Origin of the sequence: Corallococcus terminator (assembly GCF_003611635.1) — a bacterium.
In the GTDB taxonomy this organism is placed as follows: domain Bacteria; phylum Myxococcota; class Myxococcia; order Myxococcales; family Myxococcaceae; genus Corallococcus; species Corallococcus terminator.
Map to the genome: position 1 here is coordinate 1 of NZ_RAVZ01000123.1, position 25,394 is coordinate 25,394.

At 69.3% G+C, this 25,394-nt stretch carries 18 protein-coding genes and 1 pseudogene; 10 read left to right on the forward strand and 9 right to left on the reverse strand.

The genetic code is table 11. The features are described 5' to 3' along the window. Positions 1–19: 19 nt before the first annotated feature. The 3 genes from D7V88_RS18820 to D7V88_RS18830 all read left to right on the forward strand — a co-directional run bounded on the left by D7V88_RS18820 (position 20) and on the right by D7V88_RS18830 (position 7,828). A complete protein-coding gene (locus D7V88_RS18820) occupies positions 20–5,002 on the forward strand; it encodes a DNA topoisomerase 3 (protein ID WP_244238241.1) in 4,983 nt (1,660 codons plus the stop codon). Positions 5,003–5,286: 284 nt separating this feature from the next. After that, the gene (locus D7V88_RS18825; RefSeq protein ID WP_120542035.1) at positions 5,287–6,681 is read left to right on the forward strand and encodes an MBL fold metallo-hydrolase; all 1,395 of its coding nucleotides are present in this window, start codon (positions 5,287–5,289) and stop codon (positions 6,679–6,681) included. 325 nt (positions 6,682–7,006) lie between these two features. Next, positions 7,007–7,828 carry a M57 family metalloprotease gene (locus D7V88_RS18830; RefSeq protein ID WP_120542036.1) on the forward strand — a complete coding sequence of 274 codons (822 nt, stop codon included), beginning with the start codon at positions 7,007–7,009 and terminating at the stop codon, positions 7,826–7,828. Between the two features lie 110 nt (positions 7,829–7,938). Here D7V88_RS18830 and D7V88_RS18835 read toward each other — a convergent pair whose 3' ends face one another. The 4 genes from D7V88_RS18835 to D7V88_RS18850 form a co-directional block, all read right to left on the reverse strand. Next, positions 7,939–8,334: a DUF5335 family protein gene (locus D7V88_RS18835; RefSeq protein ID WP_120542037.1), complete on the reverse strand. Its 396-nt coding sequence runs from the start codon at positions 8,332–8,334 to the stop codon at positions 7,939–7,941. Between the two features lie 143 nt (positions 8,335–8,477). Beyond that, positions 8,478–9,626, reverse strand: a complete 1,149-nt coding sequence (locus D7V88_RS18840) for an AAA family ATPase (RefSeq protein WP_120542038.1) — start codon at positions 9,624–9,626, stop codon at positions 8,478–8,480. A gap of 97 nt (positions 9,627–9,723) precedes the next feature. Then, a complete protein-coding gene (locus tag D7V88_RS18845; RefSeq protein WP_120542039.1) occupies positions 9,724–10,179 on the reverse strand; it encodes a hypothetical protein in 456 nt (151 codons plus the stop codon). Continuing rightward, on the reverse strand, positions 10,176–10,841 hold the full coding sequence (locus tag D7V88_RS18850) for a hypothetical protein (protein WP_244238242.1): 666 nt from the start codon (positions 10,839–10,841) through the stop codon (positions 10,176–10,178). Before D7V88_RS18850 ends, D7V88_RS18845 begins: the two co-directional genes overlap by 4 nt. Before the next feature lie 348 nt (positions 10,842–11,189). Here D7V88_RS18850 and treZ point away from each other — a divergent pair, with 348 nt between their 5' ends. The 4 genes from treZ (at position 11,190) to D7V88_RS18870 (ending at position 16,727) form a co-directional block, all read left to right on the forward strand. Next, entirely contained in the window at positions 11,190–13,037 is a 1,848-nt protein-coding gene (treZ, locus tag D7V88_RS18855) for a malto-oligosyltrehalose trehalohydrolase (protein WP_120542040.1), read from the forward strand. 358 nt (positions 13,038–13,395) lie between these two features. Continuing rightward, the gene (locus tag D7V88_RS18860; protein WP_120542041.1) at positions 13,396–14,673 is read left to right on the forward strand and encodes a discoidin domain-containing protein; all 1,278 of its coding nucleotides are present in this window, start codon (positions 13,396–13,398) and stop codon (positions 14,671–14,673) included. Between the two features lie 139 nt (positions 14,674–14,812). Then, positions 14,813–16,243: a M20 family metallopeptidase gene (locus D7V88_RS18865; RefSeq protein ID WP_120542042.1), complete on the forward strand. Its 1,431-nt coding sequence runs from the start codon at positions 14,813–14,815 to the stop codon at positions 16,241–16,243. 67 nt (positions 16,244–16,310) lie between these two features. Next, complete coding sequence (locus D7V88_RS18870) at positions 16,311–16,727, forward strand: VOC family protein (protein WP_120542043.1); 417 nt, start codon at positions 16,311–16,313, stop codon at positions 16,725–16,727. Between the two features lie 105 nt (positions 16,728–16,832). Here D7V88_RS18870 and D7V88_RS18875 read toward each other — a convergent pair whose 3' ends face one another. The 3 genes from D7V88_RS18875 to D7V88_RS18885 all read right to left on the reverse strand — a co-directional run bounded on the left by D7V88_RS18875 (position 16,833) and on the right by D7V88_RS18885 (position 20,324). After that, positions 16,833–18,380, reverse strand: a complete 1,548-nt coding sequence (locus tag D7V88_RS18875) for a serine/threonine protein kinase (protein WP_244238244.1) — start codon at positions 18,378–18,380, stop codon at positions 16,833–16,835. Between the two features lie 200 nt (positions 18,381–18,580). Continuing rightward, positions 18,581–19,327, reverse strand: a complete 747-nt coding sequence (locus D7V88_RS18880; RefSeq protein WP_244238245.1) for an ABC transporter permease — start codon at positions 19,325–19,327, stop codon at positions 18,581–18,583. A 49-nt stretch (positions 19,328–19,376) separates the two neighbouring features. Further along, the gene (locus D7V88_RS18885) at positions 19,377–20,324 is read right to left on the reverse strand and encodes an ABC transporter ATP-binding protein (protein WP_120542046.1); all 948 of its coding nucleotides are present in this window, start codon (positions 20,322–20,324) and stop codon (positions 19,377–19,379) included. Positions 20,325–20,510: 186 nt separating this feature from the next. Here D7V88_RS18885 and ettA point away from each other — a divergent pair, with 186 nt between their 5' ends. Together ettA and D7V88_RS18895 are read left to right on the forward strand one after the other, a co-directional pair. Beyond that, the gene (gene ettA / locus D7V88_RS18890) at positions 20,511–22,190 is read left to right on the forward strand and encodes an energy-dependent translational throttle protein EttA (RefSeq protein ID WP_120542047.1); all 1,680 of its coding nucleotides are present in this window, start codon (positions 20,511–20,513) and stop codon (positions 22,188–22,190) included. A gap of 199 nt (positions 22,191–22,389) precedes the next feature. Continuing rightward, positions 22,390–23,553 carry an ATP-grasp domain-containing protein gene (locus D7V88_RS18895; protein WP_120542048.1) on the forward strand — a complete coding sequence of 388 codons (1,164 nt, stop codon included), beginning with the start codon at positions 22,390–22,392 and terminating at the stop codon, positions 23,551–23,553. Positions 23,554–23,562: 9 nt separating this feature from the next. Here D7V88_RS18895 and D7V88_RS18900 read toward each other — a convergent pair whose 3' ends face one another. After that, positions 23,563–24,138 carry a DUF2378 family protein gene (locus D7V88_RS18900; RefSeq protein WP_244238246.1) on the reverse strand — a complete coding sequence of 192 codons (576 nt, stop codon included), beginning with the start codon at positions 24,136–24,138 and terminating at the stop codon, positions 23,563–23,565. A 10-nt stretch (positions 24,139–24,148) separates the two neighbouring features. Beyond that, the gene (locus D7V88_RS18905; protein ID WP_120542049.1) at positions 24,149–24,922 is read right to left on the reverse strand and encodes an alpha/beta hydrolase; all 774 of its coding nucleotides are present in this window, start codon (positions 24,920–24,922) and stop codon (positions 24,149–24,151) included. Between the two features lie 197 nt (positions 24,923–25,119). Here D7V88_RS18905 and D7V88_RS18910 point away from each other — a divergent pair. Next, a pseudogene (locus D7V88_RS18910) lies at positions 25,120–25,394 on the forward strand (hypothetical protein); the annotation flags it as partial.

The following is a 25,394-nucleotide window of genomic DNA, read 5'->3' on the forward strand; positions in this document are numbered from 1 at the left end:
GGGGTGGAGGGGACAGGCCATGAGGTGGGACGCAATGGGCGATTCGCCCGGATGGGACAGCACGGTGGCGCGGGACGGTGGCGCGAACGCAACGGCGGCCCGCGGTGGGCGGGGCTCCATCCTCGCCGTGGTGGCGGAGAAGCCAGCCGTGGCGCGCGACATCGCCCGGGTGCTGGGCGCCACAGAGCGCGGCGAAGGCTGCCTGCGCGGCAACGGCTACATCGTGACGTGGGCCCTGGGCCACCTGGTGGGGCTGGCCCAGCCGCATGAAATCAAGCCCGAGTGGAAGCGCTGGCACCGCTCGCACCTGCCCATGCTGCCGCAGGACTGGCCGCTGGTGGTGTCGCCGCAGACGAAGGATCAGTTCGAGGTGGTCCGCCGCGTGATGAACGCGCCGGAGGTGTCCGCGGTGGTGTGCGCCACCGACGCGGGCCGCGAGGGCGAGCTCATCTTCCGCTACATCTACGACGCCGCCGGGTGCCGCAAGCCGGTGCGGCGGCTGTGGGTGTCGTCGCTCACCGAGCGCGCCATCCTCGACGGCTTCCAGAAACTGAAGGACGGCCGGGCCTACGCGCCGCTGGCCGACGCGGCCATGGGCCGCAGCCGCGCGGACTGGCTCGTCGGCATGAACCTGTCGCGCCTCTACACGCTCGCGAGCGGGACCTACGGCAGCATGTTGTCCGTGGGCCGCGTGCAGACGCCCACGCTGGCCATGGTGGTGGAGCGCGAGCTGGCCATCCGCGACTTCGTGCCCCGGGACTACCTGGAGCTGGTGGCCACCTTCGCCCCGCGCGGGAAGGGTGCGGCGGCCGGGACGCGCTACCAGGGCACGTGGTTCCGTTCGGGGCCGGACGGCAAGCCGGTGATTCCCCCGGGCTTCGACAGCGTGCGCGAGGCGCGGCGCCTGGATGTGGACGGCGTGGAGGCGGGCCGCATCATCGACCGGGTGCGGGGCGGGCTCGCGGCGGTGGAGTCGCTGGACGCGGAGACGAAGCGGATGCCGCCGCCGCTGCTCTACGACCTGACGGAGTTGCAGCGTCACGCCAACCGCCTCTTCGGCTTCAGCGCGCAGCGCACGCTGGAGGTGGCGCAGGCGCTCTATGAGAAGCACAAGCTGCTGAGCTATCCGCGCACCGCCAGCAAGCACCTGTCGGAGTCGGTGGCGGAAACGCTGCCGGAGGTGGTTCGCGCCATCCAGGCGCCCTACGCGGAGGACCTGGCGCCGGGCACGGGCGAGCGGCCCCTGGGCAAGCGCTACGTGGACGACGCGAAGGTGACGGACCACCACGCCATCATCCCCACGCCCACGTCGCCTTCCGGCTTGCGGCTGTCGCCGGACGAGCAGCGCCTCTACGACCTCGTGTGCCGGCGGGTGCTCCAGGCGTGGCACGAGGACCACGTCTGGAAGGTGACCACGGTCATCACCGCGGTGACGTCGAAGGCGGACGCCGGGGCCGTGGTGGATCGCTTCCACAGCGCGGGCACGCAGGTGGAGCGCGTGGGGTGGAAGGTGTTGGACGTGGGCGGCGGGCAGAAGGCGCCGCGGCCCCGCGCCGAAGGCAAGAAGGGCGAGGACAAGGACGACGAGCCGGACGACGAGCCCCAGGACCTGCCACCGGGGCTGCTGCGCGGACAGGCGCAGACGGTGGAGGACGTGGAGGCGGTGAAGAAGCGCACGCGCCCGCCGCCGCGCTTCACGGACGCGACGCTCCTCACGGCGATGGAGTCGGCCGGGCGCACCCTGGACGAGAAGGAGCTGGCGGATGCGATGCGCGACACGGGGCTGGGCACGCCCGCCACGCGCGCGTCCATCATCGAAGTGCTGCTGGAGCGCGAGTACCTCATCCGTCAGGGCAAGCGGCTGGAGGCCACGGACAAGGGCATCCACCTCATCCAGGTGGTGCACCCGGACGTGAAGTCCCCGGTCATGACGGGCCAGTGGGAGGCGTGGCTCCAGCGCATCGAGCGTGGGCAGGGCGAACTGGATTCGTTCCTGAGCGGCATCGAGGCGTACGTGCGCGAGGTCGTGGGACAGGCGCCGTCATCGCTGCCTCCGACTCCGGTGCACGCTGGCGGTGCTCGGGCCCTGTCACCCGGTGAGGGCTCCGCGCAGGACTTCTCCCGGGCGGCTGATGCCGGGCGCTCTGGCGGTGCTGCATCGCTCGGAAGCGGAGCGGCTTCCGCGAACGGGCGCGCCAGCGCTGGCCCTTCGCCTGGGAACGGACTGCCTCCTTCGAACGGGCGCGCCAGTGCTGGCCCTTCGCATGGGAACGGACTGGCCCCCGCGAACGGGCGGTTCGAGGCAGCCCGACAGCATCCCGCACAGGGGACCGTCGAGAATCTTTTCCGTGCGCGAGAGGCTGAGTCCGTCGCGGGGGCGGCCTCCGCACTCGGTGCGCTCGATGCTCGCTCTGGTGTCGCGCGAGAGGGGCCGGGCCCACTGCGCGATGCTACGTCTCCAGGCTCTGGCCTCTCTCGTGATGCCGTGTCCCAAGGCTCCAGCCTGTCGCGCGGTGCTGCCGGTGGCGCATCTCCGGACTCACGGGGCGCAGCGCTCCGGATGCAGGAAGCTCCTCCCCTGATTCCCTCCGCGGAGGTGCGGACCGCGTTCGTGCAGGCGTCGTCCGAGGGCTTCGGCCGGGCCCGTCGTCAGCCGCAGGGCGTGAACATGGGGAGCGGCCGGCCGGAGCGGGTGCCTCGCGCGCCCACGCCGCCGAACCAGCTTCGGGGCCTGTTGAAGGACGCCTTCGGCTTCTCCGACTTCCGGCCGTACCAGGAAGAAGTGTGTCGCGCGGCCACGTCCGGCGAGGACCTGCTGCTGGTGATGCCCACGGGCGCGGGCAAGTCGCTGTGCTACCAACTGCCGGGCCTGGCGCGTGCGGGGACGACGCTCGTCGTCAGTCCGCTCATCGCGCTGATGGAGGACCAGGTGCTGCGGCTCCAGTCGCTGGGGTTCGCGGCGGACCGCATCCATTCCGGCCGCGACCGGGCCGCTTCCCGGCAGGTGTGCGCCGAATACCTGGAAGGCCGCCTGGACTTCCTCTTCATCGCGCCCGAGCGACTGGGCGTCCCCGGCTTCGGCGAGTTCCTGGCCCGGCGCACGCCCTCGCTCATCGCCATCGACGAGGCGCACTGCATCTCGCAGTGGGGCCATGACTTCCGTCCGGACTACCGGCTCCTGGGCTCGCGCCTGCCCTTGCTGCGGCCCGCGCCCGTGGTGGCGCTCACCGCCACCGCGACGCCGGACGTGCAGCGCGACATCGTCCAGCAACTGGGGCTGCGCGGCTCCACGGGCGGCGCGGCGCACACCTTCATCCACGGCTTCCGCCGCACCAACATCGCCATCGAAGTGCGGGAGCTCAACCCAGGGGCTCGCGGCGACGCCATCCTGACGCTCCTGCGCAACCCGGAGCACCGGCCCGCCATCGTCTACGCGTCCACGCGCAAGCACGCGGAGCAGTACGCGGAGCTGCTCTCCTCGGAATTCCACACCGCGCCGTACCACGCGGGCCTCCCGCCCGCGGACCGCGACCGCATCCAGGCGGCCTTCCTCAAGGGACACCTGGAGGTCATCGTCGCCACGACGGCGTTCGGCATGGGCATCGACAAGGCGGACGTGCGCACCGTCATCCACGCGGCGCTGCCGGCCAGCCTGGAGGGCTACTACCAGGAGCTGGGCCGCGCGGGCCGCGACGGGAAGGACTCGCGCGCGGTGCTGCTGCACGCGTTCGTGGACCGGCGCACGCACGAATTCTTCCACCGCCGCGACTACCCCGACCCCGCCGTGCTGGAGCGCCTCTATCAGGCAACCTCCAACGAACTGGAACCCAAGGGGTCCATCCAGGCCCGCGTGAGAGGGGACCCGGAGGTGTTCGACAAGGCGCTCGAACAACTGTGGATCCACGGCGGCGTGGAGATGACGCCGGACGAGGACGTGCGGCGCGGACGCGCGGGCTGGGCGGTGCAGTACATCGCGCAGCGCGAGCGCAAGCAGTTGCATCTGGAGCAGATGGGCCGCTACGCGGAGGCGCACGGCTGCCGCATGCGGCACCTCGTCGCGCACTTCGGCGACCTGCAGGACTCCGGCGCGGCGTGCGGCCTGTGCGACGTGTGCGCTCCGGAGACGTGCGCCGTGGTGCGCTTCGAGGAGCCCTCCGCGGTGGAGGCGCACGCCCTGGGCCGCATCCTGGAGGCCCTGCACGCGCGCGACGGTCAGGCCACCGGCCGGCTCCACCGGGAGCTGTTCGGTGACGCGCTCCACCGGCGCGACTTCGAACGGCTCGTGGGGGGCCTGGCGCGCTCCGGGCTGGTGCGCCTGGACTCGGACTCCTTCGACAAGGACGGACAGGTCATCCTGTTCCAGCGGCTGTCGCTGACGGACACGGGTCGCCGCGCGCGCGTCATCGCGCCCGGACAGGTGGTGCTCCCCCAGGCGCGCGAGGAATCCCCCAAGAAGCGCCGTGGCCGGGCGGCCCCCGCGGCCTCGAAGCGGGCGCCCCGCAAGCGCGCGGGCGCCGGGGCGGAGGCCTCTCCGAAGGGACGCGGCAAGCGCGCCGCCAGCACGGGCACGCGACGCGCCACGAGCAGCCGGGCCGAACCGTGGCAGCCCCCTCGCGGGGACCGGGCCGACGCGGACTTCTCCCAGGAGTCCTTCGCCTCCGACGCGCCCGCCCCGGGCCGGAGCTGGAAGGCGCGCACCTCGCCGGAGCCGTCCTCTGGGCCCCGGGCCTCGTGGAACGCGTCGCGCCAGGCACCTGGGGCGGACTTCGCGGCGCCCGAGGCCGCTCCCGCCCTGGTGGAGTCCCTCAAGGCCTGGCGGCTCACGGAAGCCCGCAAGCGCAAGGTGCCCGCCTTCCGCATCCTCACCGACCGGGTGCTGGACGCCATCGCCAGCGCCCGGCCCTCCAGCGGCGCGGAGCTCTTGTCCATCCACGGCGTGGGCCCGGCCCTCACCGAACGCTACGGCGCGCAGATCATCTCGCTCGTGTCCCGTCGCCGGTAGAGCGTCCTCCGCCGGACACCCGGCCTCATGCACCGTCCCTGTCCCCTGCGCGTGGCGTCGCGCCGCACCGCGCACGGGCGCCCGGGACTCGGCGTGGGAAGGGCCGGGGCGAGGAAGGGCGCGGATCCGCCTGACAAGGGAAAGGCTTTTCCTGGGTCGCAGGTGCGGACAGCGACCAGCCGGGCGTGAAGCTTGTTGCCCAAGCTTGTGGGCGTAGGACCGGGTGCCACCTTCTCATCCAGCACGCGCATGGGCGACGTGAGGGTTCAAGGGGGCGCGCAACGATGGAGCTGGGCTTCGAGACGATTGGGAACGCCACACTCATCTGTCACGACAACGGGCCGGTGCTGGTGACCGACCCCTGGACGGACGGCACGGCGTACTTCGGCAGTTGGACGCTGTCGCACGAGATTCCGGAAGAGCAGCGCCAGTCCATCAAGGACTGCGCCTACGTGTGGCTCTCCCATGGCCACCCCGACCACCTGAGCATGGAGTCGCTGGAGAAGCTGCGCGAGCGCACCCTGCTGGTCCCCAACCACGTGGGCAACCGCATCCGGGACGACCTGCGTGAAGCCGGCTTCCGCGTCCAGGTGCTCGCGGACCGGGAGTGGACGCGGTTGTCCCCGCGCATCCGCGTGCTCTGCCTGCCGGACGTGAACCAGGACGCGGTGCTGCTGGTGGAGGTGGGCGGACGGCTCATCGTCAACCTCAACGACGCCGGGGACCGGGGCCAGGGCCGCTTCGTGCGCCGGGTCATCAAGGAATACGACGAGACCTTCCTGCTGGCCCTGTCCGGCTACGGCGACGCGGACATGATGAACTTCTTCACCGAGGACGGGAACCGCATCCTCCCGTACGCGGCGGCGAAGACGCCCGTGGGGCAGACCATCGCGCGGCAGGCGGAGATGTACGGGGTGCGCTACTTCGTCCCCTTCAGCTCCATGCACAAGTACCAGCGCGCCGACAGCCTCTGGGCCGCCGAATACACCACCACGCTTCCCGACTACGCCCGGGGCTTCAACTCCACCACCTGCCAGATGCTCCCGGCCTTCCTGCGCCACGACTTCACCAACGACTCCTCCGTCTCCATCAACCCCAAGGAGCGCACCCTCACGCCAGTCAACCCCAAGGAGTACGGAGACGACTGGAGCGAGTGCCTGGACGCGGACGAGGTGAAGCAACTGGAGCAGTACTTCCGCGCCGTCGAACACCTGGGCACGGTGATGGACTTCCTGCGCTTCCGCGTGGGCGGCAGGGAACACGTCATCGAGTTCAACAAGCGCCGCTTCGACAAGGGCATCACCTTCGACGCGCCCCGAGGCTCGTTGATGACCGCCGTGAAGTACCAGGTGTTCGACGACCTGCTCATCGGCAACTTCATGAAGACCACCGTCCACGGCGGCTTCGGCAAGGGCAGCCTCTATCCGGACTTCAGCCCCTACGTGGCCAAGTACGCGGACAACGGCAAGGCCCGCACCGCCGCGCAGCTTCGCGACTACTTCAACGAATACCGGAGCCGCGACATGGTGGGCTACTTGCGCCACCAACTGGATGCCCACTGCGTGCGCCCCATCCAGATTCAGTCCGCGGAGCTGCTGCGCACCCTGCTGCCCGCCGACTCCAGCGCCTTCCGCATGGCCAAGGAAACCTATTGGAAGGTGCGCCGCGCCATCCTCTAGGGATTCCCCTTAAGTCAGGGCGGGAGCTGCACGGAACCAGGACACCCTACCGTCTCTTTCTCAGACACTGGGAGAAGTGCGGGGAAAACCCAGTGCTTCAAGGGGTTTGGTCACGAGGCTGTCACGAAGGGTGACAACGGCAACGCGGGAGCTTGGAGTGCAGTCGCTCCAGGTATCCCGCGTTTTCGGATTTTCTCCCCCTGAAAGGCATTGCCGGAGTGTTGGCCCGACAGTTGCTCAATGGCCCGGCGCGCGGCCTCCGCGGCTGGCGGGAAGCCAGGCGGTGGCGGCGCAATTTCCCCCGTAGGACCCAGGAAGAGTTCCCATGCTCAAGTTCCGCTCTGTTGCGATGCTGGCCGGTGTTTCGCTGCTCGGTGCTGCCTGTGGTGGTCCGGAGACGCAGCAGGAAGCCGAAGTGACGCCGTCGTGGGAGGAGTTCAAGGCGAGCGCCGTTCGCGAGCCGTGGGAGGGCGGGAAGATCATCGTCAACGGTGACGAGGCGCTGGAGTCCGAGGCCGAGCTGGAGGCCTACTTCCGCGACGTCGTGGAGGCGAAGCTGGGCCAGTCCCAGGACGGCCTGGCCGTCTATTACGTCGGCGGCGCCGACGTGAAGTGGAGCTCCACCCAGAAGCTGAACCTGACCTACTGCATCAGCAACAACTTCGGCACGACCAACAAGGCGAAGATGGTCACCGCCATGGCGAACGCGACGGCGGCCTGGGAGGCCACCGCGAACGTCAACTTCACCTACCTGTCCCAGTACGACGCGTCCTGCACCGCGTCCCAGACGGGCGTGCTGTTCGACGTGCGCCCGGTGAGCGGCCAGTCCTACGTGGCGCGTGCGTTCTTCCCGAACTCCAGCCGCTCCGGCCGCAACGTGCTCGTGGACAGCAGCGCGTTCGGCGCCACGGGCGCGTGGACGCTGACGGGCGTCATCCGTCACGAGCTGGGCCACACGCTGGGCTTCCGTCACGAGCACACCCGCTCCACGGCGTCCGGCTGCTACGAGGACTCCCAGTGGCGCGCGCTGACCAGCACCTACGACCGCGCCTCGGTCATGCACTACCCCCAGTGCAACGGCACCCAGACGGGCGACCTCGTGCTGACCAGCCTGGACAAGCAGGGCGCCCGCGCGCTGTATCCGTGAGCGATGTGAGCTGCTGATCCACGCGCGGGCGTCATGCCCGCGCGCGCATCCGGGACCGGTGGGAGCCACTTCGCTCCTGTCGGTCCCGGAGTCGTTCCAGGGCTTTGGCTTCAGGCGCGGATGGACGGCCCGTCCACGTCGAGCGCTCGCTCGAAGAAGATGAGCAGCTTGCCGCTGCCGCGTTCGGCGATCTCCAGGCACTCCAGCGCGCCGCTGTCCGCGTCCAGTTCAGCGCTGATGCGTTCGGGTTCGAGCACCCGGTGCGTGATGACGTCGTCGTCATGGCCCGCGATGATCTGCACCGCGCCGGAGTCGCTGCCCTTCTGCTCCAGGGAGATCTCCACCAGCGGCAGGCTCCTGGCGATGTCCTGGTCCCCGGTATCGAGGCTGAGCGACTCCATGGTGATGGACTCGACGCGCACGCGCTCGTTGCGCACCCGCCGGCTGATGTCGGCGAGGTAGCTCGCCCACTGGTCCCTGGGAATTTCCTTGCTGAGATGTGCCATGGAGCCGCCTCCGCATTGTCGTGTGCCTCAACCGTAAGGCCTGTGACTCGCGGATGAAGGACGGGCCCGTCCGGCCGTCATGTCGGGGACCCCGCTGGCCGGGCCCCGCCGTGTCGGCTGCCCCCGGCGGCGGGGAGGGGCGCTCAGTCGCGCACGGCGTGCACGGCGTCGTCCTCGAGCACCAGGCGCACGGTGGCGGCGCGGCCGTGGCCGAAGTGCTCATAGGCGGCGGCCTCCAGCACGGGGGCCAGCGCGGTGCGCAGGCCGCGGGCGCCCGTCTCGCGCTTGAGGGCGCGGGCGACAATCCAGTCACGCACGGCAGGGTCCACGGAGAGCTGGAGGCCTTCGTGTTCGAACTCGCGCTCCCAGGTGCGCAGCACGTTGTTCTGGAGGATGTCGCCCAGGGTGGCCGCGTCCAGCGGGTTGAACGACACCAGCCGGTTGAAGCGGCCGATGAGCTCCGGGATGAAGCCGTAGCGGGAGAACGCGGTGGTGTTCTCCAGGTGCTCGTCGGTGATGCGCGTGGCGATGGACTCCGCGTCGCGGGCGCCGCCCTTGCCAGGCTCGCGGCCGAAGCCCACGCGCTCCACGTGCGTCATGTTCTCCGCGGTGCCCCGGAAGCCGCTGAAGGCCCCGCACGCGATGAAGGTGAGGCAGGACAATTCCAGCGTTTCGGAGCGGATGCGACTGGTGAAGCCGAAGTCGGGGGGAAAGGTGGCGTTGGACGCGGAGAGCAGGTGCAGGAGGCTGCGCTGCACGCCAAAGCCGCTGACGTCCTTGGTGGTCTGCTGGCCGGAGAAGCGGCTGTCGGAGCGGCTGGTGGCGAGCTTGTCGAACTCGTCCATGCAGATGACGCCGCACGCGGCCCACTCCGCGTCGCGGTCCGCGGCCTCGTAGAGGCGGGACAGCAGGCTGCTCACGTCATCGCCGATGTAGCCCGTTTCGGAGAACTGGGTGGCGTCCGCGAGCACGGTGGGCACGCCGAGGATTTCGCGGAACATCAGCTCCACGAGGAACGTCTTGCCGGAGCCGGTGGGGCCCAGGAACAGGGCGTTCTCGCGGGTGCCGGGTTCGGGTTCGATGCCCTCCAGGTACAGGCGGCGGATGCGGCGCAGGTGCCGGTAGGCGAGCACGGCGGCGGCGCGGCGGGCCTCGGACTGGCCCCGGTAGCCCAGGTCCCCCAGGCGCGCGTCGATGTCCTGGGGCGACAGGATTTCCAGCGCGGCCACGCGCTCCTGGACGGGCGGACCTTCGGGAAAGGAGGAGGGCTCGGCGCCGGGGCGGGGGGGCATCTTCGGTGGACTCCAGGCTCGGGACGGCGTGCGCCATCATCCCGGGAGGGCCCGGGGGCCACAAGTCACCTGGCGTGGGCGCGATGCGCGTCCGGTGCTACCGGATGTCGAGGATGCGGCCCTGGCCGTCGATGAGGTAGGTCGCGCCTCCGTCCAGCACGACGGTGTCCGGGGGCATGTCGCAGCGTTTGATTATGGGGTCGAAGCTGACGAGATACAGGTCGTCGCTGACCTTGTTGATGTGGACGTCGAAGACGTCGCGACGGCTGAAACAGCGCACGAGGTATTCATCGTTGCCGGACGCCTTCGCGCCGGGAGGAAAGAAGTCCGCGAGCGCGACCTGGAAGGCGGCCAGGGTGGGGCCATCCAGGGTGGTGGTGGCAACGAACGTCTTGGGAGAGGGGTCCCGGATGCGGTCACCGACCTCGGGGGGAATGCGCTCCGGTCTCTGGTATTTGTAGTAGCCGAAGAAGCTGCAGCCCTGAAGCAGGGCGCAGGCCCCGAGCCCCAGAAGCACCAAGGCCAGTCTTCGCGGCGGCGTGCGCACGTTCATGGCGTCCAGTCCTGCCCGTCGTAGAGGTCGATGAGGCCCTGGTCGTTGTTGACCGATCCGATGGGAACCCAGACTCCATCGCGAAGCGCGGCCACCACGCGGTCGGCGTAATCGTATTTGTAGGAGCGGCACTCGCCGGCCTGCTCCCGGTAGAATAGCAGCAGCTCACGGCGGAGGATCTTGCCGGTTCGCGCATCCGCGATCCGGGTGGGCACCCACCGTCGCGCTTCGCTCAAATCGGCATCGGAGAAGCGTCGGTTGTGCGGATGGTTGTGGCCTCGGCCCAGAATGATGGCATCCAGGTGCTGGGGATCATCCAGGCTGGAGGGAACCCGGCAGGACTTCGTGAGGCCAACTCTCGAGCCCTGGATGTCGGACAGATGGCTGAGAAAGAACCCGTCCGCGGCGCTCAAGTAATAGATCAACGCGCAGTACTCAATCCCGTACACGCCTGACGACGCACCCGGTTGCCGGGTGATGAGTTCACAGACGTTCCCGGCCAGTTCCTCCGTGGACTTGAAGGGGCCCGCGAGCGGCCCGGTCACCTGGAGCTGACCGTTCGGCAGCCGGCGCACCTGAACGTTGGGGTTCGGTGTGGAGCAGCCCACCATCACGGCGAGCAATCCCAACCGCGCCAGGCGGCAGCTTCGCTGAATCCCCATGGTCGATGTCTCGGCTGGAAAGCTGGCTCCCAGGGATTGCTCACTATCATGTCAATTCGCGTAATTCAAGATAATGGGTTCAGAGCTGACAGACTTGAAATAGGGTAGAGAAGGACCCGGCAGGGGGCAAGCGGGCATTCATCGGGCCTGAACACTACCTCCAGGGTCCTGAACTTCCAACAGGACGTAACAGATGTCCTCCCGCCGCCGCTCCGCCTGGAGGGCCATGGGCCCTCCGTCCGCCGGTCCGCACTCGTGGACTCCCAGAGGTCGGCCCGTGAACACCGCCGTCCCGGGTGGCCAAGGGATGCTCCCCGGACCCGCGCGTGCGCATTAACAGGGGCATCCATGGCTCAATCGACTGAAACACGTTCCCTCGCACCGCGACTGGGTGCCTGGGTGGAGGATGGAACCTCGGTGCGCTGGCGCGTCTGGGCACCCGGCCACCAGCAGGTGGAGGCCGTGCTGTACGACGCGGATGACCGCGTCCTGCGCACGCTGCCGCTCACCCCCGAAGCGGACGGCTGTTTCGGCGGCGTGCTGGCCGGACAGGGCGAAGGCCTGCGCTACAAGCTGCGCGTGGACGGCGCCGACCCGTTCCCCGACCCGTGGTCGCGCTCCCAGCCCGCGGGCGTGCACGGCCCTTCGGAGGTCGTCGTCTCCGACCACGGCTGGACGGACTCGCACTGGAAGGGACCGGATCCGAAATCCCTGGTCATCTACGAAGTGCACGTGGGCACCGCCACGCCGGAGGGCACCTTCGAAGCATTCATCCCGAAGCTCGCGCACCTTCGGGAGCTGGGCGTGAACACGCTGGAGCTGTTGCCCGTGGCCAGCTTCCCCGGCGCTCGCAACTGGGGCTACGACGGCGTGGACCTCTTCGCGCCGCAGGCCACCTACGGCGGACCGAAGGGCCTGCGCAGGCTCATCGACGCCGCGCACTCGCACGGCATCGCGGTGCTCATCGACGCCGTCTACAACCACTTCGGACCGGACGGGAACTACCTGGGCGCGTACTCGCCCCACTACTTCACGAAGAAGCACCACACGCCCTGGGGCGACGCGGTGAACTACGACGGCGAGGGCAGCCACTTCGTGCGCTCGCTCGTGCTGTCCAACGTGGAGATGTGGATCCGCGACTACCACGCGGACGGCCTGCGCCTGGATGCCGCGCACGCGCTGGTGGATGACGGCCAGCCGCACCTGCTCGCCGAAATCGTCGAGCGCGCCCACGCCGCGGGCAACGGCCGCCGCGTCGTCGTCTTCGCGGAGGACGAGCGCAACGAGCGCAAGCTCGTCACCCCCGTGAAGGACGGCGGCTACGGCCTGGACGGCGTCTGGGCGGATGACCTGCACCACCAACTGCGCCGCGCCTTCGCGGGAGACCACGAGGGCTACTACCAGGACTACACCGGCAGCGCGGAGGACATCGCCACCACGCTGCGCCAGGGCTGGTTCTACCAGGGCCAGAAGTCGAAGAACCTGGGCCACGCGCGCGGCACGTCGTCCGAAGGTCTGGCCCCGTGGCACTTCGTCCACTGCATCCAGAACCACGACCAGGTGGGCAACCGGCCCTTCGGCAACCGCCTGTCGGAGGACGTGTCCCCGGCCGCCTACCGCGCCATGAGCACGCTGCTGCTCCTGTCGCCGTTCACCCCGATGCTCTTCATGGGCCAGGAGTGGAACTCGCGCACGCCGTTCCTCTACTTCACGGACCACAACGCGGAGCTGGGCAGGCTCGTCACCGAAGGCCGCCGCAAGGAGTTCTCCGGCTTCTCGCGCTTCAAGGGCGAACAGGTGCCGGACCCGCAGGACCGCGACACCTTCACCCGCTCCACGCTGGACTGGGCCGAAGTCGAAGGTCCCCAGCATGCGGGCGTGCATGCGCTCTACAAGGAGCTGCTGCGCCTGCGCGCCACGGAGCCCGTGCTCACGAACCCCCGGGGCACCCATGACGCCCGCGCGCTGGGCCCGGATGCCTTCGTGCTGGAGCGCCGCGCGGAGGGCGACACGGTGCTCATCATCGTGAACCTCCGGGGCTCGCTGGTGCACGCGCTGCCCTCGCGTGCGAGCGCGGGCATCGTGGTGTGGAGTGAGTCTCCGCGCTTCGGCGGCACCGTGGAGGCCTCTCCGCTGACGGGCAACCTCGTGCGGCTGGAGGGCCCTTGCGCGGCGGTGGTGAAGCTGCGCGAGTAGTGAAGCCAGACACGGCGTCAAAAGCTCGCACGCATCGCGAGACATGAATCCACCCACGGCCCGTCACCCCGCAAGAGGGGCAGACGGGCTGTGGTGTTTCCATGGCTGAAACAAAGACACAAGGGAATGGACCTGGCGGGGATCCGGTACTCGGGTCCGCCACAACGAGCAGGACGCGTCGCGCGCCGTTCGGGTGGGCAGGGAGTTCCTTGGAGTCTCCTCGCGCCCGGTAGCGCCCGTGGCACCGACGCCAGCAGGTCCACGTGCCGCGAGCGCTCGCGCGACGTCACGGATCCGGCCTCTTCGCCGGGTCCCTGGAGACGTGCGTCTTTTCGCGGCCCTGTCGTGAGGAAGCACCTTGTCCCAATCGCATGCGTTGAAGGCATCCCGGGGGGGATGGAAGCGTCATGCCGCAAGCACGGGCGCGCTCGCGTTGCTCGTGTCCGCCAGTCCCGCGCTCGCCGCGTCGGGCTTCAGCGCCGTCACCGCCAGTGGAAATGACGGCAACCCGCCGTCGGCCACCGTCGACGGCAACCTCTCCACGCGCTGGTCCAGCCTGGGCGTGGGCCAGTGGCTCCGGGGCGACCTGGGCGCCGTGAAGTCGCTGTCCGCCGTGGACATCGCCTGGCACGAGGGCAACAAGCGCACCAACACGTTCGTCCTCGCCACGTCCACGGACGGCACGACCTGGACGACCGCCGTCTCCACGAAGTCGTCCGGCACCACCGCCAGCTTCGAGCGCTACAGCTTCACGGCACGCGACGCGCGGTACGTGCGCGTGACGGTCAACGGCAACTCGCTCAACACCTGGGCCAGCATCGCCGAGTGGGCCGCCATCGCCGGCGACGTCACGGCGCCCTCGGGGAAGGACCGCTTCGGCGTCACCATGCTCTACCCGTCGAAGGCGGGCGGGGAGGCGTGGACGCTGGCGGACAGCGCCACGTCGGACAGGCGGTTCGACGCGCAGAACCCCATCACGAAGAACAGCGACGGCTCCTGGAAGATGAAGGACTCGCAGGTGCGGATGAGTGTCTTCACGTCCACGGGCTACGACGACAACAAGATTCCCACCTACGACCGGGACGTGCTCACGAGCCGTGGCTACATGCAGGCCGCGAACGACTGGAAGAACATCGAGATGACCGGCTTCGTGAAGTTGAACAGCGTGTCCGACACGTCCGACAACTTCGACTGGTACGCCCGGGGCGGCAAGCACAACGACGACCACTCCGGCTGTGAAGGCAGCAGCTACAAGGCGGGCTTCCATTACGACGGCCGCGCGCGCTGGCAGAAGGAGACCTGGCATGTCTCCTACGAGCAGACGCCCTACAAGGCCGCGACCTCCGCGCTCAAGGGCCGCTGGGTGGGCTTCAAGTCCGTGATGCGCAACATCCTCGTCAGCGGCCAGACGGCCGTGAAGCTGGAGATGTACGTCAACGAGAACGCGGACAAGGTGACGTGGAAGAAGGTCTACGACTACACCGACGCGGGCAAATGGGGCGGCGATGCGCAGCACTGCGGCGGCGCCACCGGGGGCATGCCCATCACCTGGGGCGGCCCCATCGCGGTGTTCCGCTGGGACAACGCCGGGGACGTGGACTTCAAGTGGCTGAGTGTTCGTGAAATCCAGCCCTAGGCGGTGAGCAAGAACCCTCGGGAAACCCCGAGTTCGCGCGGCCTGACGCAAGACGGCAGGCCGCGCGCCCGGCGACCGGGAGGCCGGGGTGGGGCTTTCCATCGACAGGGGGCGCGGGGGTGGGCAGCATGGCGCCGCCATGAACGTCGACCAAGCCCTCGCCTCGTCCGAGCGCATCTGGGAGCAGGAAATCCTCCCCGCGCTGGAGCGCTACATCCGCATCCCCAACAAGTCGCCCGCCTTCGACCCGGACTGGGTGAAGACCGGCCACATGGAGCAGGCCGTCCAGCTCATCTCGGAGTGGTGCCGCGCGCAGGCCGCGCACCTGCCGGGGCTGACGGTGGAGGTGGTGCGGCTCAAGACGCCGGACGGCAAGGAGCGCACGCCCGTCATCTACATGGAGGTGCCCGGCACGCGCGGCGAGGACACGGTGCTGCTGTACGGGCACCTGGACAAGCAGCCGGAGATGACCGGCTGGCGTGAAGGCCTGACGCCATGGACCCCCGTGCGCGAGGGCGACAAGCTCTACGGCCGCGGCGGCGCGGATGACGGCTATTCGGCGTTCGCTTCGCTGTCCGCGCTGCGGCTGCTCAAGGAGCAGGGCGTGCCGCACGCGCGCTGCGCGGTGGTCATCGAGGCGTGTGAAGAGTCCGGCAGCTACGACCTGCCCGCGTACATCGAGGCGCTGGCGCCGCGCATCGGCAAGCCGTCGCTGGTGGTGTGCCTTGACTCGGGCTGCGCGAACTATGATCAGCTCTGGATGACCACCAGCCTGCGCGGAATGATCGCCGGCAACCTGCGCGTGGACATCCTCACGGAGGGTGTGCACTCCGGTGACGCGACGGGCGTGGTGGCGTCATCCCTGCGCATCATGCGGCAGCTCCTGTCGCGCGTGGAGGACGAGCAGACGGGCCACATCAAGGTGGACGCGCTGCACACGCAGATTCCGGAAGGCCGGCGTGAACAAGCCAAGGCGGCGGCCCGGACGCTGGGCGACGAGCTGTACACCAAGTTCCCCTGGGTGGAGGGCTCGACCCCGGTGACGAAGGACGGCGAGGAGCTGGTGCTCAACCGCACCTGGCGTCCGGCGCTGGCGCTGACGGGCATCGAGGGCATGCCGGCGCTCGCCAACGCGGGCAACGTGCTGCGCCCCTTCACCACGATGAAGCTGTCCATGCGCATTCCCCCGCGCGTGGACCCGAAGGCGGCGGCGAAGGCGCTGAAGGACGTGCTGGAGAAGGATCCGCCGTACGGCGCGAAGGTGACGTTCGACGGGGACAAGGCGAGCGTGGGTTGGGACGCGCCGCCCCTGGCCGGCTGGCTGTCGCGCGCGGTGGAGTCCGCGTCGCAGTCCTGCTTCGGCAAGCCCGCGATGGCGATGGGCGAGGGCGGCACCATCCCCTTCATGGGCATGCTGGGCGAGCGCTTCCCGGAGGCGCAGTTCCTCATCACCGGCCTGCTGGGGCCGGGCAGCAACGCGCACGGGCCCAACGAGTTCCTGCACATCCCCACCGGCAAGAAGCTCACGGCCGGCGTGGCCAGCGTCATCGCGGAGCATTTCAAGCGGTAGCGCGCGCCTCCAGGGGCGGGGCTGTACGGCCCCGCCTCCGGAAGGAAGCGACGTCACCGGAGGCTTCATGCCGAGCACGCCCCGAAGGGCCACGCAGGTCCGAGCGCAGCCCCTCATCGCGGTCCGCGACGTCGCCGCGAGCAGCCAGTGGTACCAGACGCTCCTCGGCTGCGAGGGCACGCACGGCGGTGACGAGTACGAGATGCTCGTCAGCAACGGCGAGCCCCTGTTGCAACTGCATGCCTGGGACCTGGAGGAGCACCCGAACCTGATGGGGCCGGACTCGGCGCCGCACGGGCATGGCGTGCTCCTGTGGTTCGAGACCACGGACTTCGAGGCCTCGGTGGAGGCGGCGCGGGGCCTGAAGCTGGAGTGGGTGGAAGCGCCCCACGTCAATCCGAACTCACGCCGCTGGGAGTTCTGGGTCCGCGACCCGGATGGCTACGTCATCGTCCTGTCGGCGGAGTCGCGCCGGAAGGCCTGAGCGGATGGGGATGGGGGGCGAGGAGTCCACGCCCCGGGCCCCTGGCACCGCGACATCAACACAGGTGCTGGATGCCAGCCGGACCGGCGGCAGGAGGCCTGAGCCTCAACGCCCCGTCTTGATGCCCAGCGACGACCCTGACGGCGGCTTCTTGGACGTGTTCGACGGCCGCGTCGCCCGGCGTTGCAGGGGCACCGCCACCGTGGGCGCATCCGCCGCGGACACCTGCCGCGTCACCGGCTCATACCCGTTGAGCGCGAGCGTCACCGACACCGACGGGTCTCCAGGCACCAACGGCAGCGCGACCGGCGTAACGCCGCGCTCCTCGCCCGCCACCTGCACCGTGGCGCCCGGCGGTTCACTCGTCACCAGCAGGCGCACTGGCTGGGGCGGCGCCGGCCGCGCGGGAGGCTCCGGTGGCGTGCGCCCCTGGGCTTCGTCGGGCGGCCGGGTGACCGTCGCCACTGGCAACTCGGGGACGGTCGTCTGGGCGCCGCGCAGCACCACCACCGCCGCGCCACCCATCAACAACGCCGCGCCGCCCAGCACGTACGGAAGCCACGTGCGGCGCTTCGGTTCCACGGGGGCCAGGGCCGCGGTGCCCCGCGTGGCCTCGGGCCCGACGCGCGTGGGCGGACGGGACGGAGGCCCCACCAGCTTCGACGCGCGCGACGACGCGTGCCCGCGCGCGCCCGACGTGGGCATGCCGTTGCGCGAGGAGTTGGACTGCGAATCCAGGTCCGCGTCCTCGGCGAGCTGGTCCAACTTCGACGGGTCGGACTCCGCGGTGATGCGCTCCGCGTACAACTCCCGCAGGTACGCGGCCAGGTGCGCGCTGCTGGACGGCAGCCGCAGGTTGAGCGCGTAGTCCTCCAGCGCCAGCCGGAACGCGGCGCAGTCCGGATAGCGGCCCTCCGCCGTGGGCGCGAGCGCCTTGAGCAGCACTTCATCCAGGCCGGGCGGCAGCTTCGGGTTGAGCTGCGACGGCGGCGGAATCTGGCAGTCGCGCACCAGCCGCAGCGTCATCAAATCCGTGTCGCCCTTGAAGAGGCGCTTGCCGGTGAGCAGCTCCCACATCACCACGCCCAGCGCGAACTGGTCGCTGCGCCCGTCCACCGGCTGGCCGTTGGCCTGCTCCGGGGACATGTACGGGTACTTGCCCTTGAGCACGCCCGTCGCGGTCTGCTGCCCGCTGGTGGCCGCCTTCGCCACGCCGAAGTCGATGACCTTCACGCCCCCGTCGAACCCGACGAGCACGTTCTGCGGCGACACGTCCCGGTGCACCAGTTGGAGCGGCTGGCCCTGACCGTCGCGAGCACCGTGCGCGTACGACAGGCCCGCCGCCGCGTCCGCGATGATGCGGATGACCAGCCCCACCGGCAGCGGCTTCTCCTGCTTGCGCGAGAAGCGGTCCAACCGCCGCACGTCCTCGCCCTGCACGTACTCCATCGCCAGGCAGTGACGGCCTTCAATCTCCGTCAGGTCCAGGATGGTGATGAGGTTCGGATGCGACAGGCGCGCGACGAGCCGCGCCTCCTCCAGGAACATGTCCAGGAACTCTTCGTCCTCGGCCAGGTGCGGGAGGATGAGCTTGAGGACGACCAGCCGCTCGAAGCCCGTCCCATGCTCCTGCGCCAGGAACACCTGTCCCATTCCGCCCGAGGCGATTTTTTTCAGCAGCTCATATTTCCCGAACGCGACCGCCATGTCTGAGCGGAAGGATATCGCTCTTTCTCACCGGGCAGGAAACAGCCGATTTCCAAAAAGACAGGGAGCCTGTCCTGCAGGGAGGGGCCTGCCTCACTACCTGGAGAGGTGGGAGGCAGGCAGGCGGCCTTCGGAGATGCGGTGGCTCAGGCCTTCATCTTGTAGCCGGAGCGCAGCACGCCGTACGTGACGCCGGTGGCGACTGCGGCGGTCGCCGCGAGGATGGCCCCTCCGACGAGCGGGGAGAACAGGCTGCTGCCCAGCATCCCGTGGCGCAGGCCTTCCACCATGTAGACCATGGGGTTGAAGAGGCTGACCTGGCTCCAGGGCGAGGGCAGCTCGCGCACCGAATAGAAGACGCCGCCCAGGAACGTGAGCGGAAGCATTACGAACGTGGGGAAGAAGTTGATCTGTTCGAACTTCTCCGCCCACACGGCCGCGAGCATGCCCAGCACGCTGAACACGTAGCTGGAGAGCAAGAGGAAGTAGAGCGTCGCCAGCGGGTGCACCAGGCTGAAGCCGGAGAACACGGAGGCGACCATCCACGTGAGCAGGCCCACGACGAGGCCGCGAATCATCGCGCCGCCGATGAAGCCGACCATCAGCTCCCCAGGCCCCAGGGGCGCGACGAGCAGGTCCACCACGGTGCCTTGAATCTTGGTGATGAACAGCGAGGAGCTGCTGTTGAGGAACGCGTTGTTCGCGATGCCCAGGAACACGAGCCCGGGGACGATGAAGTGCAGGTACGGGTGGCCCTCCACCTCGTGCACGCGGCCGGAAATCGAATAGCCGAAGACGATGAAGTACAGCGTGGTGCTGATGAGGGGCGACAGGACGGTCTGGCCCGGCACGCGCATGAAGCGCCGGACCTCCTTCGCGAACAGCGTCTTCATCCCGAGGATGTTCATGGGGTGTGGGGCAGGTCTTCCGAAGAGCGGGGTGTCAGGCGGCCTGGGGGGGACGGCCGCGGAGGATTTCGATGAGCACGTCTTCCAGGCGCGAGCGCCGCGTCTCCACCTCGGAGACGGGCAGCCCGTCCGCGTAGAGCGAACGGAGCAGCTCTCCGGAGGGCGCGCAGTTCTCGCGCTCCACGTACGTGAGCGTGCGGCGGTCCGGGGAGAGGCTCGCGGCGAAGCGCTGGCCGGCGGCGGGCATGGCGGGCAGGGCTTCGGAGAAGGTGACGACCAGGCGCTTCTCCCCGAAGCGGCGCAGGAGCGACGCCTTGTCCTCCACCATCAGGAGGCGGCCCTCGTTGATGATGCCCACGCGGTCGGCCAGCTCCTCCGCCTCTTCCAGGTAGTGGGTGGTGAGGACGATGGTGGTGCCCTCGCTGGCGATCTTCTTCACGTACGTCCACAGGTCGCGCCGCAGCTCCACGTCCACGCCCGCGGTGGGCTCGTCCAGGAACACGAGCTTGGGCCGGTGCACCAGCGCCTTGGCGATGAGCAGCCGGCGCTTCATGCCGCCGGACAGGGCGCGCGTGAGCGAGTCCTTCTTGGCCTGGAGGTTGAGGGCGGTGAGGACCTCGTCCACGCGCGCGTCGTCGCGCTTCTGGCCGTAGTAGCCCTGCTGGATGCGCAGCGACTCCGCGACGGAGAAGAACGGGTCGAAGTTGATCTCCTGCGGGACGAGCCCCACCTGGTAGCGGGGCCCCACGGGGTCCTGGTCCAGGTCCTTGCCGAAGACGCGCATGGTGCCGGCGGACTTCTTGACGAGCCCGCACACGCTGCCGATGAGGGTCGTCTTGCCGGCGCCGTTGGGACCCAGGAGGGCGAAGATTTCCCCCGGCCGGATGGTGAGGTCCACGGCGTGGAGGGCGGTGAATTTTCCGTAGCTTTTGGAGAGGCCCTGCAGCTCCAGGGCGGGCGTCGTCGGCACGGGCTCGGACATGGCGGGCTTCCTCTAACACCTTCACGCCGGGTTCGCTGGCCAAGCGGCCGGCCGTTCCGGGCCCTGCCCGCGTGACGCAGCCCGTCCAGCGGGACACGGGGAGTGCGTTCGCGCCTTGAGCCGGATGGGGCTCCCTGCTATCCGCACAGACCCGCTGACGCTTCGGCAGACACCCAGGAGGCCGCCATGGCCCAGAATTTCATCTTCACGATGCAGGACCTGCGCAAGGTCAAGAACAGCAAGGACATCCTCAAGGGGATCTACCTGTCGTTCTTCCCCGGCGCCAAGATTGGCGTGATTGGCCCCAACGGCTCCGGCAAGTCCACGCTCCTGCGCATCATGGCGGGCGTGGACACGGAGTTCTTCGGTGTCGCGAAGCCGGACCCCACGGTGAAGGTGGGCTACCTGGAGCAGGAGCCGCAGTTGAACACGTCCCTGGATGTGAAGGGGAACGTGGAGCTGGGCCTGAAGGAGATCCGTCAGGCGTTGGACCGCTTCAATGAAGTCAGCGCGAAGTTCGCGGAGCCGATGAGCGATGCGGAGATGGAGAAGCTGCTCGCTGAGCAGGCGAGGCTCCAGGACGCCATCGACGCGTCGAACGGCTGGGAGTTGGACCGCACGCTGGAGATGGCGATGGACGCCCTGCGCCTGCCCCCGGGCGACGCGGACGTGACGAAGCTGTCCGGCGGTGAGAAGCGCCGCGTGGCGCTCTGCCGCATCCTCTTGGAGAAGCCGGACCTGCTCTTGCTGGACGAGCCCACCAACCACCTGGACGCGGAGAGCGTCGCGTGGCTGGAGCAGGCGCTCAAGGCGTACACGGGGACCATCGTGTGCATCACGCACGACCGGTACTTCCTGGACAACGTGGCGGAGTGGATCCTGGAGCTGGACCGGGGCGAGGGCGTGCCCTGGAAGGGCAACTACTCGAGCTGGCTGGATCAGAAGCAGAAGCGCTTGGAGCTGGAGGAGAAGTCGGAGAGCCACCGTCAGAAGACGCTCAAGCGCGAGCTGGAGTGGGTGCGGGCGTCTCCGAAGGCGCGTCAGGCGAAGAGCAAGGCGCGCATTGCCGCGTACGAGGAGCTGTTCAACCAGTCGCAGCAGAAGCGGGAAGTGACGGGCGAGGTGATGATTCCGCCGGGTCCGCCGCTGGGTGGCCTGGTGGTGGAGGCGAAGGGGCTGCGCAAGGCGTACGGCGACCGGCTGCTCATCGACGAGCTGAACTTCAAGCTGCCGCCGGGCGGCATCGTGGGCGTGATTGGTCCGAACGGCGCGGGCAAGACGACGCTGTTCCGGATGATGACGGGCACGGAGAAGCCGGACGCGGGCGAGCTGAAGATTGGCGAGACGGTGGTGATGGCCTACGTGGACCAGAGCCGCGACTCGCTGAACGGAGACCAGTCGGTGTTCCAGGAGGTGAGCGGTGGGTTGGACCTCATCGACCTGGGCAAGGCGGGCACGGTGCCCAGCCGCGCGTACCTGTCGGGCTTCGCGTTCAAGGGGACGGATCAGCAGAAGCGGGTGAAGGACCTGTCCGGCGGCGAGCGCAACCGGCTGCACCTGGCGAAGATGCTCAAGAGCGGCGGCAACCTGCTGCTGTTGGACGAGCCGACGAACGACCTGGACGTGGAGACGCTGCGGAGCCTGGAGGACGCGCTGCTCAACTTCGCGGGCTGCGCGGTGGTCATCAGCCACGACCGCTGGTTCCTGGACCGCATCGCCACGCACATCCTCGCGTTCGAGGGCGACAGCAAGGCGTTCTTCTTCGAGGGCAACTTCGAGGACTACGAAGCGGACAAGAAGAAGCGCCTGGGCCCGGACGCGCTGGAGCCGCACCGCATCCGCTACCGGCCGCTTCAGAAGAACTGAGACGGTGACGTTGGCTCCGCCCCGGTTTTGTCCGGGGCGGCGTTGTCCGAAGGTCGGAATCCTCCGCCCTGGCCCCCATGTTCCCCCAGGGTGCCCCCGTGGCGAGCCCTGCTGGTGGACAGTGTGACCCACCGGGCTTCAAGGGCGGGGGCGGTGCCGCTATGGTCGTCCCCAGCGGGGGACCCGCCCGCCAGGAGCCATGAACTTCGTCTTCATCTCCCCCCACTTCCCGAGCCACTACTTCCACTTCGCCGTCGCGCTGCGCGAGCGCGGCGTGTCCGTGCTGGGCATCGGTGACACGCCCTACGAATCCCTGCGTCCGGAGCTGCGCGAGTCCCTCCGCGAATACTTCTTCGTCCCCAGCCTGACGGACTACGACGCGCTCGTCCGCGCCACCGGCTACCTCACGTGGCGCCACGGTCGCGTGGACCGCATCGAGTCCCTCAACGAGTCCTGGCTCGAAGTCGAAGCCCGCCTGCGCGAGGACTTCCACGCCCCCGGCCTCCAGCCCGCGGACATCCTCAAGCTGCGCTCCAAGTCCGGCATGGCCGAGGTGTTCCACGCCTCCGGTGTCCCGCACCCGGACCTGCTGCGCGTGCGCGATGCGGACCAGGTGAAGGCCTTCGCCGCTCGCGTGGGCTACCCGCTGGTGCTCAAGCCCGACGTGGGCGTGGGCGCCGCGCACACGTTCAAGGTCACCACCGACGCGGAGGTGGACGCCGCGCTCGCGCACCCGCTGCCCACGTCCTACGTGGCCCAGCCCTTCGTGCGCGGCACCATCGTCACCTACGACGGCATCGTGGACCGCCACGGCGCCATCGTCTTCACGCTCAGCCACGAGTACAGCGACGGCGGCATGGAGACCGTCACCGAACGGCGCGACATCTCCTTCTGGAGCCTCCAGAACATCCCGCCCGCGCTCGACGTGCTGGGCCGTCAGGTGGTCGCCGCCTTCGGCCTGCGCGAGCGCTGGTTCCACCTGGAGTTCTTCCGGCTGCCCGACGGACGCTTCGTCGTGCTGGAGGCCAACCTGCGCCCGCCGGGCGGCTTCATGACGGACATGATGAACTACACGTGCGACATCGACGTGTATCGGCTCTGGGCCCGCGTGGTGACGGGCGACCCGGTGGCGGACTTCCAGTACACGCCGCGCCACCACGTCTGCCACAGCGCCCGCCGTCACGGCCGCCGCTACAAACACACCCACTCGCAGATCGTCCAGAAGATGGGCAGCTCGCTCCTGGTCCACCGCGAACTGCCGCCCATCTACCACAGCCTCCTGGGCGAGGAGATGTACCTCACCCGCCACGCGGACAAGGAGGCGATGCAGGAGGCGGTGCGCTTCATCCAGGCGACGACGTAGTGCCGGACTTCAGCGCTCCGTCCAGGTGAGCACGTACACCGTGCCGTCCTGCTCCTCGCGAAGCTTCGTCGCGCGAGGAGCCTGCGCGCCGCCCACCTGGAGCACCGCTTCGAAGAGCGCCTCCGCGTAGCCGGGCGCATCGACGACGGAGTTGATCCGCAGCTCGTAGTGCGCGGGGCCCAGCTCGGTCAGCACTGCCTCCGTGTAGTTGTCCGTCCCGCGCAGCACCTCCGGCAGCCGCTGCATCACGCGCTTCGGACCCAGCAGGCGCATCACGCTCATCACCGCGCGCCCGAGCAGCGTGGCGCCGTAGCCTTCCACGTGCGCCCGTGCGAGCCGCCGGAAGGCTTCCTCCCGGGGCGTGCCGGGGTAGGTCTCCTCGACGACGATGTGCAGGCACCGCGTCCAGAGCGGCACCGGGTAGAGCGGCAACAGGGGGCGGTCCAGGTCCACACCGGCCTGCCGCAGCCGCTCGCGCAGGCGGGGAGACACCTGCCCGCGCAGGCCGTGCTGGAGCAGTCCTTCCACCACCTGTACGTAGACGTGCCGCTGTTCGGGCGGCACGAACCGGGGTGTGCGCGTCACGGACGCGGACTCAACCGAGCAGCCACTGCATGGCGCCCGGGAGTCTGCGCTGCCAGTCCTTCTCGTGGTGTTCGCCGCCGGGCTCCAGCACCAGGGACACCTCGTGGTCGCCGTAGCCCAGGCCCTTGAGGTGGTGGAAGAAGTCGCGCGTGCGCTGGCCGTAGTCCAGCGGCAGTCCGCCCGCGTGGATGGACTCGGTGGCGCCCGCGTCCAGGTAGATGCGAGTCCACCGCTGGCTGTGCGCCCGCCACGCGTCGAACAGCCGGCCCTGGCTCCACATCACCGTGGGCGACAGCGCGCCGATGCGGCCGAACACCTGCGGGAACTTCCACCCCAGGTACAGCGAGATGAGCCCGCCCAGCGACGAGCCCATCGTGCCCGTCCACTCGCCGCCCGTGCGCGTGCGGTACGTCCGGTCGATGTACGGCTTGAGCTCCTCCACGAGGAAGCGCCCGTAGGCCTCACCGCGCGCGACGACGCCGTTGCGAGGCTCGTCCCACGGCGAGTACTCCTGGAAGCGGCCCGGCCCGGAGTCCACCGCGACGATGATCCACGGCTCCATCCGACCCGCGCTCACGCCCTCTTCGATGACGCGGTTGGCGCACCACGTGTCGAAGACGGCGGACTCCGGATGCGCGAACACGTTCTGCCCGTCGTGCATGTAGAGCACCGGGAAGCGGTGGTCCTTCCAGGCGTCGTAGGTGTCCGGCGTGTAGATGCGGACGGTGCGGTTGAATCCCTCCTGGGGAGAGGGGAAGTGGCGAAGGATGTGGACGTGGCCCATGAGCTGTTCTGGGGCCGCAGTGTCGGCCCTCACGAAGATGTGGTCCGCAGCATAGCCGCACCGCGCGATGTCTTCGTCGCGAGGAAGGAAGGACGCCCCGTCCCCTGCCTGGACGCCAGGTCCGGGGAAGGGATGGGTGGACCTGGGAGGTCACCTTGTAGGGAAGGGTGGTCCCGCTCCTGCAGAGGACCCGCCGCGTGCGTTTCCTCCTTCTCTGCGTGGGGTTGTTCTCGTGGGTCGTGCCCGTCATGGCGCATGCGGCGGTTTATGAAGTCGACCCCGAGGACTCCGGCGAGCAGTCGTTGTTCGCGCTCCGGGAGGACGGCGCCATCACCGCGGAGACGTTCGTGGCGCTGACGGTGCTGCGGCGCTCGGGGGTGGACCCGGCGCGGGCCTCGCGGGCCAACCTCTACGGTCTGCCCGGCCTGACGTACGCGCGGGTGGATGGGCTGCTGGGGGAGGGGGCCTCCGG